The sequence below is a fragment of the Kitasatospora sp. NPDC093806 genome, from assembly GCF_040683335.1.
Classification (GTDB): Bacteria; Actinomycetota; Actinomycetes; order Streptomycetales; family Streptomycetaceae; genus Kitasatospora.
The window spans coordinates 1-10,752 of sequence record NZ_JBFBDO010000171.1; the positions used below are offsets into that span (position 1 = coordinate 1).

Annotated in this window: 11 protein-coding genes and 1 pseudogene; 5 read left to right on the top strand and 7 right to left on the bottom strand. The window is 71.8% G+C overall.

Annotated features, from left to right (window positions below; all coding sequences use genetic code 11):
- Nucleotides 1-61: 61 nt before the first annotated feature.
- The 3 genes and pseudogenes from AB0N76_RS37855 to AB0N76_RS37865 form a co-directional block, all read left to right on the top strand.
- A pseudogene (locus AB0N76_RS37855) lies at nucleotides 62-808 on the top strand (ATP-binding cassette domain-containing protein); the annotation flags it as partial.
- Nucleotides 805-1,662: an ECF transporter S component gene (locus AB0N76_RS37860; RefSeq protein WP_363565356.1), complete on the top strand. Its 858-nt coding sequence runs from the start codon at nucleotides 805-807 to the stop codon at nucleotides 1,660-1,662. The pseudogene AB0N76_RS37855 and the gene AB0N76_RS37860, both read left to right, overlap by 4 nt.
- Nucleotides 1,663-1,796: 134 nt before the next feature.
- Entirely contained in the window at nucleotides 1,797-2,705 is a 909-nt protein-coding gene (locus tag AB0N76_RS37865; protein ID WP_363565358.1) for a SigB/SigF/SigG family RNA polymerase sigma factor, read from the top strand.
- Between the two features lie 16 nt (nucleotides 2,706-2,721).
- Here AB0N76_RS37865 and AB0N76_RS37870 read toward each other — a convergent pair whose 3' ends face one another.
- The 6 genes from AB0N76_RS37870 to AB0N76_RS37895 all read right to left on the bottom strand — a co-directional run bounded on the left by AB0N76_RS37870 (nucleotide 2,722) and on the right by AB0N76_RS37895 (nucleotide 8,621).
- Entirely contained in the window at nucleotides 2,722-3,738 is a 1,017-nt protein-coding gene (locus tag AB0N76_RS37870; protein ID WP_363565360.1) for an amidohydrolase family protein, read from the bottom strand.
- Nucleotides 3,735-4,565, bottom strand: coding sequence for a TauD/TfdA family dioxygenase (locus AB0N76_RS37875; RefSeq protein WP_363565362.1), 831 nt, complete (start codon nucleotides 4,563-4,565; stop codon nucleotides 3,735-3,737). The genes AB0N76_RS37870 and AB0N76_RS37875 overlap by 4 nt, the downstream gene beginning before the upstream one ends.
- 18 nt (nucleotides 4,566-4,583) lie before the next feature.
- Nucleotides 4,584-5,444: a TauD/TfdA family dioxygenase gene (locus AB0N76_RS37880; RefSeq protein ID WP_363565364.1), complete on the bottom strand. Its 861-nt coding sequence runs from the start codon at nucleotides 5,442-5,444 to the stop codon at nucleotides 4,584-4,586.
- Between the two features lie 200 nt (nucleotides 5,445-5,644).
- On the bottom strand, nucleotides 5,645-7,045 hold the full coding sequence (locus AB0N76_RS37885; protein WP_363565366.1) for a hypothetical protein: 1,401 nt from the start codon (nucleotides 7,043-7,045) through the stop codon (nucleotides 5,645-5,647).
- 99 nt (nucleotides 7,046-7,144) lie between these two features.
- Nucleotides 7,145-7,636, bottom strand: coding sequence for a hypothetical protein (locus tag AB0N76_RS37890; RefSeq protein WP_363565368.1), 492 nt, complete (start codon nucleotides 7,634-7,636; stop codon nucleotides 7,145-7,147).
- A 169-nt stretch (nucleotides 7,637-7,805) separates the two neighbouring features.
- Complete coding sequence (locus tag AB0N76_RS37895; protein ID WP_363565370.1) at nucleotides 7,806-8,621, bottom strand: helix-turn-helix domain-containing protein; 816 nt, start codon at nucleotides 8,619-8,621, stop codon at nucleotides 7,806-7,808.
- Nucleotides 8,622-9,123: 502 nt separating this feature from the next.
- Between AB0N76_RS37895 and AB0N76_RS37900 the strand changes: the two genes are divergently transcribed.
- Entirely contained in the window at nucleotides 9,124-9,414 is a 291-nt protein-coding gene (locus tag AB0N76_RS37900) for a hypothetical protein (RefSeq protein ID WP_363565372.1), read from the top strand.
- 18 nt (nucleotides 9,415-9,432) lie between these two features.
- Here AB0N76_RS37900 and AB0N76_RS37905 read toward each other — a convergent pair whose 3' ends face one another.
- Nucleotides 9,433-9,657 (bottom strand): hypothetical protein, encoded by a 225-nt coding sequence (locus AB0N76_RS37905; RefSeq protein WP_363565374.1) that lies wholly within the window; start codon nucleotides 9,655-9,657, stop codon nucleotides 9,433-9,435.
- Nucleotides 9,658-9,854: 197 nt separating this feature from the next.
- On the opposite strand from AB0N76_RS37905, the gene AB0N76_RS37910 reads away from it, so the two are divergent.
- The coding region (locus AB0N76_RS37910; protein ID WP_363565376.1) for a polysaccharide deacetylase family protein at nucleotides 9,855-10,752 on the top strand (898 nt) is incomplete at its 3' end.

The following is a 10,752-nucleotide window of genomic DNA, read 5'->3' on the forward strand; positions in this document are numbered from 1 at the left end:
CCGTACCGCACGGTGACCCGGTCGGCCGACAGCACGGCCGGGCCCGGCGCGGGCGGGTGGCGCGGTCCGGGAGGTGAGCCTGGACCTGCGGGCCGGCGAGGTCACCGCCCTGATGGGGCGCAACGGCGCCGGCAAGTCCTCCCTGCTCTGGGCGCTCCAGGGCTCCGGCCCCCGGCACGGCGGCACCGTCGCGGTCACCCGCTCCGGCGGTGGACGGACGGCGGACCCCCGGCAGGTCCCGGCCGCCGAGGCCCGCCGACTCGTCGGCCTCGTCCCGCAGACCCCCGCCGACCTGCTCTATCTGGAGACCGTGGCGGACGAACTCGCCCAGAGCGACCGGGAGTCGGCCACCGGCGCGACCCCGGACGGGCCGTCCGCCCGCGCGATCCTGGACCGGATCGCCCCCGGCATCCCGGACGCCACTCACCCCCGCGACCTCTCCGAGGGCCAGCGGCTCGCCCTCGTTCTCGCCGTCCAACTCGCCGCCGCACCACCGGTGGTCCTGCTGGACGAACCGACCCGCGGCCTCGACTACCGGGCCAAGGAACAGCTGCGCCGGACCGTCGACGGACTCGCCGCCGAGGGCCGCGCCGTCGTGGTCTCCACCCACGACGTCGAGTTCGTCGCCGCCGCGGCCGACCGGGTGGTGGTGCTCGCGGAAGGCGAGGTGGTCGCCGACGGCCCGACCGCCGAGGTGATCACCGCCTCGCCGACCTTCGCCCCGCAGACGGCCAAGATCCTCGCCCCGCTGCCGTATCTGACGATCGATCAGACGGCGCGGGCGCTGGCGCCGGAGGCCGCCCGATGACCGCCCCCGTCGCCCGTCCGGTCGCCCGCCCCGCCGGCCGGGTGGCCGTGCGGATGCCGGTCCGGGCCCGGATCGTCGTCGCCCTGGCCGCCTTCGTCGGACTGGTCGCCTTCCTCTGGCCGTTCGTCCTCGCCCCCGGCCGGTTCGGCACCGCCTACGCGCCGCCGCTCATCTTCGGCGCCCTGCTGGTGCTCGTCCTCGCCGTGGTGGTCGCCGAGATCTCGGCCGGCGGCATCGACGCCAAGGCCCTCGCCATGCTCGGCGTCCTCTCGGCCGTCAACGCCGGCCTGCGGCCGCTCGGCGCCGGGACGGCCGGCGTGGAGACGGTCTTCTTCCTGCTGGTCCTGGCCGGCCGGGTGTTCGGCCCCGGCTTCGGGTTCACCCTGGGCTGCACCTCACTCTTCGCCTCCGCGCTGCTCACCGGCGGCGTCGGCCCGTGGATGCCCTACCAGATGTTCGGCTGCGCCTTCGTCGGCCTGCTCGCCGGACTGCTCCCCGCGCTCCCGCGCCGCTGGGAGGCCCCCGTGCTCGCGGTGTACGGGGCCGGCTCCGGCTACCTCTTCGGCTTCCTGCTCAACCTCTCCTTCTGGCCGTTCTCCACCGACCCGAACAGCTCGATCGCCTACCTGCCAGGCCTGCCCTTCACCGAGCAGTGGCACCGCTACCTGCTGTTCGACCTGGCCACCTCGCTCGGCTGGGACACCGGCCGCGCCGTCACCACGGGCCTGTGCGTCCTGCTCGTCGGCCCGGCCGTCCTCACCGTGCTGCGCCGCGCCGCCCGCCGCGCCAACTTCGAGGCCCCGGTCCGCTTCGAACCGCCGCCGCCGTCGCCGCCGCCCCTCACCCGCAGATGAACATATCCAAATGAAAGCGGATAATACGGCATCAATGGCCCGAGGGTGGGTACCAAAGGGACGCAGCGGCTCGGGAGACCCGTAGCACCCCACCCGCGTGGTCCGGGCCTCTCCCGCCTGCCCAGGAGACTGCCGTGTCCACCACCGCCGAAGCCGGCCACCGGCCGGAGGCCCTTCCGTGCGACGTCCCGCGCGACCTCCCGCCCCGCCCCAGCCCGGCGGAGATGCGGGCCATGGGCAAGTCCGAGGCCCGCGAACTCAGCGACGCCCTGTTCCGACGGCTGGTCGCGCTGCGCCGCGAGACCCGCGCCTACAGCTACGTCCGCGGCACGATCATCGAGCTCAACATGCCGCTGGTGCGGTTCATCGCCGGCCGCTTCCGGCACCGCCCGGAGGAGATGGCCGACATCCTCCAGGTCGGCACCGTCGGCCTGATCAAGGCGGTCGACGGCTACGACCCGGACCGCGGTCCGGAGTTCGTCACCTACGCCATCCCCACCATCGCCGGCGAGATCAAGCGGTTCTTCCGAGACACCTCCTGGCCGGTCCGCGTCCCGCGCCGGATGCAGGAGCTCTATCTGCAGGTGGCCCGCGGCTCCGACCGGCTGGAACAGCTGCTCGGCCGGCTGCCGCACCCCGAGGAGATCGCCGAGGACCTCCACCTCACCGTCGAGGAGGTCGTCGAGGGCCTGGTGGCGGGCCGGATCCACCGGTCCACCTCGCTGGACGCCCTGCGTGAGCAGGATGCCGACGAGTCCGGCAGCGCCCTGATCGACCGGCTCGGCTCCTGCGACCCGGCCATCGAACTCGCCGAGTTCCGCACCGCCGTGCGCCCCCTGCTCGGCGGCCTCCCGCGCCGGGAGCAGACCGTGCTCAGGCTCCGCTTCTGGGAGGGCCGGACCCAGTCCGAGATCGCCGACCGGATCGGCGTCTCCCAGATGCACGTCTCCCGACTGCTCTCCGCGACCCTCGCCCGGCTGCGCGAACAGTTGGAGGACCGCGACGCCCCCGGCTGGACGGAGGAACCCGCGGGACCCGGCTGACGACCCGGCCTTTCCGTCATCCGAGGCCGTAGGTACGGCGGGCGGTACCGGCGAAGAGGGACGCCCGGTCGGCGTCCGAGTAGGGCGCGGCGATCAGCTTGAACGCGTTCCACAGGGTGGCGTAGCCGCACAGTCTTCGGTCCACCGGGAAGTTGCTCTCGAACATGCACCGTTCGGGCCCCAGGGTCTCGATGCAGTAGCGGATGTGCGGGCCCCAGTAGTCGGCGATCCTGCCGGATGTCATCGGGGTCGACTCGATGAATTCGACGGGCGTGAACGCGGGCATGCCGATCCCGCCGAGCTTCATCACCACCTGGGGCACGCCCACCAGCGCCTTGACGCCGGACCGCCACTCCGCCAGCACCTCCTCCCGGCACCGGGCGTACGGCCCGGTCGCCGCCGGGCCGCCGAGATGGTCCAGGACCACCACGAGGTCGGGGTTCGATCGCGCGAAGGAGCACAGCTCCGGGAGCTGGTGGAAGTACGCCCAGGTCTCGTAGACGAGCCCGCGCCGTGCGAGTTCGGCTGCCCCGCTCCGGAACGCCCGGTCGCGGAGGAGCCCCGGGGGCGGCCGGTGGACGGAGGCGAACACCTCCGGGTGCGCGTCCCAGGCCACGGTGTGGCGGACCCCTTTGAACCTGCCGTTCCCCGCCTCGGCGTGGGCCGCCAGGGCCTCGGCGAGTTCGGCCGGTTCCGCCAGGAGGTTCGCGTGGCCGACGATGCCGCTGAGCAGCCCGCCGGAGACGGGCTGCTCGGCGACCCATGCCGTCTCCCCGACGGGCCGCAGGTGCTGCGGCCCGTGGGTGCGGTAGGCGGTGGAGCACTCCACGAAGACGGTGGCGGTCACGTTGTGCCCGGAGCCGGTATCGGCGCGCAGGTCGCGCACCGAGTACGGGGTGGCGCCGGGGTTCCGTCCACCGGGGGCGGCCGCGGAATCTGCGGGGCGGTTTGGCCACAGGTGATGGTGCGGGTCCACGATCGGCAGGCCCGGTTCCCGGATCGGCTCGGGCCCGTCCGGTGACCGCACGATCACGTGCCGCCCGCCCCGTACCCGCAGGGGACGTCACCCTCGGTGGTCGTGCGGTGCATCACCCGGGCCAGCGCGGTGGTGAAATCGGACCGGTGCAGGGCCCTGGCGTTGTCCCAGACCACCACGTCACCCGGCTCCCACCGGTGGCGGTGCACGAACTCGTCCCGGGTGGCGTGCGCCACCAGGTCCGCCGGGCTCGGTTCGACGGGGGCTCCGTCGCCGGACTCGATGCGCGCGAGGCAGAGGTCGTTCACGAAGAGCACGGGGGCTCCGGTGTCGGGGTGGGCCCTGACGACCGGGTGGCGGACCGGTGGGTGCGCCGACACGGACGCCGAGACGGCCGGATTGCGGTGGGCTTCGGCCCGCCTGGCCGCGATGCGGTCGTAGGTGTGCAGGCCCGTCGCACCGGCCAGCGCGTCCCGCCACCGCGCGGGCAGCTTCTCGTACGCGGTCTGCAGGTCGGCGTACAGGGTGTCGCCGCCCGACGGGGGCAGCGTCACCGCCCGCAGCATGGTGTACCGGACGGGCCGGGGCAGGAACGAGCCGTCGGTGTGCCAGACGTTGTTCCCGACCACCGGTGTGGCACCGGAGTTGTCCACGACGAAGACCTCCGGACGGTCCGGATGCCTGTTGTGCGTGTCCGGGTCCAACAGCGGCTCACCCAGGCCGCGCGTCAGCTCCACCTGCTCGGCCGGGGTCAGCGTCATCCCGCGCAGGACGAGGACCGCGTACCTGCGCAGCAGCGCCACCAGCGCCCGGGGGTCGTACCGCCGCTCGTCCTCGGCGGACAGCTCCGCCACGAAGCCCGGGGAAGCCGATGAGTCCGTCATGGGGCATCCTCCCGTGCTTCAGCGGACCGCGTCCGGCGCGTACCCGGCGGCCGGGCGGGGCGGCAGGCCCGCCGTGGTGGTGCGGTGCAGGACGCGCGGCAGCTTCCACAGCCGCAGGTCCGCCCGGTGCAGCACCCTGGCGTTGTCCCAGATCAGGACGTCCCCCACCCGCCAGTGGTGCCGGTAGACGAACCTGTCCTCGGTCGCGTACGCGGACAGCTCGTCCAACGCGACGGCGACGGAGCCCCCGTCCGGGGCCTCGATGCCGGTCATGCACAAGTCGTTCAGATAGAACGCCGGGGTGCCGGTTTCCGGATGAGCGCGGACCACCGGATGACGGACCGGCGGGAACAGCTTCTCGTAGCCCTCCTCGACGGGCTCGCCGTGGATCTCCGCGCGCAAGCGGGCGATTTTGTCATAGGTGTGCACGCCGACCGCGCCGGAAAGCGATTCCTTCCAGGCGGTCGGCGACTGCGCATAAGCCGCCACCATGTCGGCGATCAGCGTGTCCCCGCCCTCCGGCGGAACGACCTCCGCCCGCAACATCGTGTAGCGCGTCGGCTCCGGCAGGAAGGACCGGTCCGAGTGCCAGCACCGGTTTCCGACCACGGGCCTTTCACTCGAATTGTTGACCACCAGGATGTCCCGGCTTTCGGGATGGTGGTTGCGCAGATCCGTGACCACCTCCGGCTCCCCGAGCAGCCGAGTCAGCGCCACCTGCTCCGCCGGAGCCAGCTCCAACCCGCGGAGCACAGCGACCGAATAGCCGGCGAGTGCCTCTTTGACGGCCTCCCCGTCGCGCCCCGCCAGAAATACGCCGGTCCCACCGGTAACCTCCACCACAAAATCCTCGTGGAGGGCTGCAAAATCCAGCGACACATTCTCCCCTTACGCCGTTGGCCGAACCAATGTCGCACTGAGATCAATTACCGCGTGCCTGACGAATTGCGAATTCAGCGAAGCAGATCAAATAGACCGTGTCAACGGTACCGATACGCCGACCGTTCCTGGCCGGAAACACCCGATCCCGGGGGAGCCGGCTGCCCCATCATCCTGACGGGCCTCACGAGTAGTGGTGGTCAGCTCCAGTTGCCGGTGATGGGCTGGTCGCCGGGGTTGCCGAATCGCATGGTGAAGATGACGGTGTTGGTGTCCTGGCCGGCGCCGTAGAAGTCGGAGGTGTCGGGTCGGTAGACGCCGACCTTGTCGGTGCCGGTGCCGTTCCAGTCGCCCTTGATGGGGATGTCGCCGGGGTTGCCGAACCTGATGGTGTGGTCGACGTTCGCGGCGTTGTTGGTGTTGCTGAGGTAGAAGGTCTGGTCGCCGGGGCGGTAGACGCCGATGGTGGTCTTGCCGGTGCCGCTCCAGTTGCCGACGATCGGGGTGTCGCCGGGGTTGCCCATCTTGATGGTGTGCGCCACGGTCGCGTTGTCGTTGCTGAGGTAGAAGGTCTGCTCGGTGGGTCGGTAGACGCCGATGGTCGTGTATCCGCGTCCGTCCCAGTCGCCGACCACCGGAATGTCCCCCGGGTTTCCGAACCTGGCGTTCACCCAGACCGTCGCGTTGTCGGTGCTCAGTGCGAAGTCGCTGGTCGAGGGCCGGTAGATGCCCATCGTGTCGGACGGTCCCGCGTTCCAGTGCCCCATCAGCGGGACGTCCTTGGCGACGCCGAACCGGTTGTAGCCCAGCACTCCGCCCGACCTGTCCGCCTCGTAGAACATCTGGTCCCCCGGCCGGTACACACCGATTCCGGTCGGTTGGGCGTCGACGATGTTGTTGAAGCGGTAGGGCTGGTAGCCGCCGGAGCTGAGGTAGCTGCGGGTGTAGGTGGAGGCGCGGGCATTGGTGCCGGGGCGGGCCTCCTCCATGATGTTGGCGACCGTGTGGCCGCTGTCGGCCCAGCCGGTGAACAGGACGACGTGGCTGGAGATGTTGTCGATCATGTCGCCGGGCCTCAGGTCGTCGTAACTCCCGAGCTTGGTGGCGAAGGTGGGGAGGGTCCAGGTGGTCTCGCCGTAGTTGTTGCCGCCCGAGGACGGAAGGTGCCAGGCCATCGAGACGAATCCGGAGCAGTCCTGCCGGTACTTGCCGTTGGCGTCGGTCCAGTAGGCGGTCTGGCTGTACGGGACGCCCTGGTCGACCCAGGATCGGGCGCGTGCGAGGACCTCGTTGCGGGTGATCCGGCCGCCGGCCGCCGAGGACGCGGCGAGGGACTGGTCCTGCGCCTGGGGCAGCGCACTGCCCTTTCCGCCGGTCGCCGCTGCCGAGAGTTCCTCGGCGGTCGCGGTGGTCGGGTTCTCGACCGTCGGCGTGAAGTCGGTGCTGTGGCCCGGCGTTTGGTGCGGGGCCGCCGCGCGGGTCGAGCCGTCGGCGGTGGGCGCGGCCTGGGCGGTGCCCGTCGCGCCCAGCGCGGCGGATCCGATGCCGACGGCGGCGAGCAGTGCCACGACGCGTAGGGCGCGGTGCGAGGTTCGGGACATGGAAAGGTTCCCCCCTTGAACATGCTGAACTGAGCTGGTCTGTACGCGGCCGCCCGGGCGGCCGGCCGTGGGCCTGGCTGGTGGGCGTGTGGGAGCGGGTCAGGACCAGTACTGCTCGCTGTCCCTCGCGTCGCAGTCCTTCATGGCGAGGTTGAACCCCGGGTGGGCAAGGCACCGGTTGATCATGCGGTTCTTGAGGATCCAGTGCCCGCCGAATGATTCCTCGTCCCACTGCTCGTAGTAGTTCACCGGGTTCGAGCAGGGCTCCAGGTAGATCTGCCCCTGCCAGAACGCGGTCAGGCACCTGCCGTTGGGGCCGGGCGTCTTCTCCGCGTAGAAGTTGGCTTTGGGGTCGGGGTCCTTCAGGTTGCTGTTGTCATCCCGCCAGGTGGTCTCCTTGAGCGCCATGCACGTCCCCGTCATGGTGGGGACGTACATGAGCGACACCGGTTCGACCGAGTCGTGGGCCAGGCAGAAGTTGTGCGTGCCGTCGGTCGTCGACCAGCTGACGGCGGCGTTGTCCGCGGTCGCGCCACTGGCGGAACCGGCCAAGCCGAGGACGAGGAGCGGAACGGCAGCGACGGCTGCCAACGATTTCTTGAGACGGCTGATCATGATTCCCCCTGCGTCTGGTGGTTGGAGGCAGCACGCTGTACGCGCCCGACGGACGTTCCCCCGTCCCCTCCGGCGGTGTGCGTCTCCGCTGCGGTTTTCACAGTAGGAGGGCGGTCCGGCCGGGAAATATGCGATCCGTCGACAGCTATGTGCTCGACGTCGCCTGATCCGCGGACACCTGGCAGGCCTGCCGCCGGTGCTCACGGGGCGAGAGCCCGTGGGCGGCCTTGAACGCCCGGCCGAACTCGGAGGCACCGGAAATTCCGCAGCGGGCACCGATGCTCTGGACCGGCAGGCCGCGCAGGGCGGGGTCGGTGAGGTCGCGGTACGCCTTCCTCAGCCGCTGGCGGCGGATGTACGCGGCGACGGTCTCACCGTCCGAGTCCCGGGTGAAGAGGCGGTGCAGGTAGCTGACCGAGATGTTGTGCGCGGCGGCGACCGTACGCGGGGTCAGCTCGGGATCGTGCAGGTTGGCCCGGATGAATGCCCGAACGCTCTCCATCACTGCCTGCTGCCGCGCCTCCGGGCTCAGCGTGTGCTCGGCGTCGAGCTCCCGGGCGATCCACGCCGACACCAGGTCGGCCACGACCGTTCCGAGGCGCGCCGCCTCGGCGGGCTGAAAGCCGCAGGCCCGACGGTCCAGGCCCAGCAGGAAGTCGGCCAGCAGAGCCCCCGTTCCCTCCCGGCTGGACAGCCGGCGCCCCAGCAGGTCGCGCACCTGGCGCGGGGGGACCGGCATCATCGAGACGGGTAGGTCGATGCCCACGCCGGTGACCTCCGGACCTCCCTCACGTGGGGCCTGGCTCCCGACCATCCGCACGTCGTGCGGGGTGGAGCTGTCGATGATGGTGAGGTCTCCGACGCCGAACGTCTCCGCCTGGTCCCGGCCGCGCTTGAGTCCGTGGAATCCGGAGGTCAGCAGCGTCAGGTAGTACAGCTCCTGATCCGAACGCCGGATCATTTCCTCGGTCCGCCGAAAGCGCGCAGACGGGAACGAGGACCCCAGTAACACCACTGGCCCCAGGTCGAACCGTCGTGCCTGCCCCGTGAAGTCGTCCGCGTGCGCACTCGTCGCCTCGCACTCCCGCGTCTTCCCCAATATGTCCCGCCAGCACTCAAAAGAGCTCTTCGTGGATAAATCATCACTCTGGAGTGCACTCTGCTTTTGCGTGGACATCCCGCCCCCTCCGGACATTGCTTCCTCGCCGAACCGGCAAGGCTCCGCCGCCATCATCGAGGTCTGCACCGGCCCGGCCAAGAAGGCCCCTTCGTCCGTGGTCGATCGTCGATCACGTGGGGCCGTTGTTGGCGCTCGAACAGTGGCGGCGGTCCGGCAAGGGGAATGTGCTCGATCGCGGTCCGGTTGCCGGGGCGGTCGAGGCCGGTGGTGTCGGCAGGTTCGGTGGGGGCGGTCCGGGGCATCCGCTCGGGCGGGGGTGGAGGTCGATCAGGAGGTGGCGAGGATGGACGGGTGGAGCGCGTCGGTCGTGCGTCGGCTGGTGCTCGCCGTGCGGGGCCGGGTCTGGGCGGCCACCAGTGGGGCGCGCCCGCGGTCGCTGCCCGTGCTGGGGCTGGTGCCGCTCGGGCTGCTGGCCGCCGGGCTGGTCGCCTCGGCGGCGCCGGTGCTGTGGGCGCTGACCGGGTGCTGGCTGCTGGTCCTCGGGTGCGCGGGCGCGCTGCTGGGGTGGCAGCGGGGCGGCGGCGGCGCTCGCCGGGCGCCGGACCCGGCCGAGGAGGATCCGGCGCCCCGGTGACCAGCGACCCGGGGGCGGTCAGCCGCCGGCGGCGGCCATGGTGTCGCGCACGGTGAGCAGGCAGGGGTCGCAGTACCGGTCCGGCACCCCGGTCGGCTCCGTGAGGCCGCCCGGGACGACCCGCCGGGACAGCTCCAGGAGCTGCCCGCAGAGCGCCGTCGACGCGTCCTCCTTCGACACCACGTGCCACATCAGCGCCGACGGTTCGACCGCCGGATCGGACTCGGCCCACATCTCGTACACGGTTGCCTCCCGGAGCAGGGGATCGGGCTCTCCCATGCAATCCCGCGCCGCGCCGGTCGGCCACCGGGTGGCACCCACTGGGACGGTTCCGCGCCCGCCGGGGTTATCCGGGCCCGGGGTGGGCACGCGCGCGGGCGAGGCCCGGACCCGCCCCCGTCCAACCGCTGTTCCGCGCCCGCGCGGCCCAGCGGCTCGCCGTGCTCGCCTACCACGGCGTGACCGACCCGCGCTCTTTCGGCGCCCAGCTGGACCGGCTGCGAAGACTCGCGACACCCGTCTCGCTGGCCGCCGTGCAGCAGGCCGTCGCCGAACGGCGCCCGCTGCCCGCCCGCAGCGTGCTGGTGACCTTCGACGACGCCGACCGCAGCGTCCTCACCCATGCGCTGCCCGCGCTCATCGAACGCGGCATCCCGGCCGCCGCCTTCGTCATCTCCGAGCTGATCGGCACCGAGAAACCGTTCTGGTGGCACGAGGCCGACTTCCTCGCCCGGCACGGCGGACGCGCCCGCTCGCTCGACTGCGGCCACCCCTCCCAGCTGCTCCGCCGGCTCAAGGCGATGCCCGACCCGGACCGCCGGCGCAGCCTCCAGGAACTGCGCGTCAGCGCCGACCGGCGCCCGCCCGGCCAGGAGCAGCTCACCCCCGCCGACCTGGTGGCGCTCCGCGAGGGCGGGATCGCCATCGGCAACCACACCCAGGGGCACCCGTGCCTCGGGCGCTGCGACGACGTCACCGTCCGGGCCGAGATCACCGGCGCGCACGAGGCCCTGACCCACTGGCTGGGCGAACCGCCGACCGCCTTCGCGTACCCCGACGGCGGGCACGACGTCCGTGCCGAAACCGTCCTGCAGGAGCTGGGTTACCGGCTCGGCTTCCTCTCCGACCACCGCCTCGGCCCCCGGCTCCCCTCCCATCCGCTCCAGATCAGCCGGCTCCAGGTCGACTCCACGACCAGCACCCGCCGCTTCGACACCATCCTGTCGGGCCTCGAACCCGCCTACCGCCGCCCTCGGCTACCCCCAGGCCTTCACCCTCACCGCCTCCCCGGCCCCCACGGCCTGAGCCGTCCCGCGGGCGCACAGGAAGTCGGCGGGT

Excerpts from the sequence above, each read along its gene's own strand:
- AB0N76_RS37875 (WP_363565362.1), bottom strand. The coding sequence starts at position 4,565 with ATGACGGACTCATCGGCTTCCCCGGGCTTCGTGGCGGAGCTGTCCGCC.
- AB0N76_RS37885 (WP_363565366.1), bottom strand. The coding sequence starts at position 7,045 with ATGTCCCGAACCTCGCACCGCGCCCTACGCGTCGTGGCACTGCTCGCC.
- AB0N76_RS37895 (WP_363565370.1), bottom strand. The coding sequence starts at position 8,621 with ATGATCCGGCGTTCGGATCAGGAGCTGTACTACCTGACGCTGCTGACC.
- AB0N76_RS37900 (WP_363565372.1), top strand. The coding sequence starts at position 9,124 with ATGGACGGGTGGAGCGCGTCGGTCGTGCGTCGGCTGGTGCTCGCCGTG.
- AB0N76_RS37860 (WP_363565356.1), top strand. The coding sequence starts at position 805 with ATGACCGCCCCCGTCGCCCGTCCGGTCGCCCGCCCCGCCGGCCGGGTG.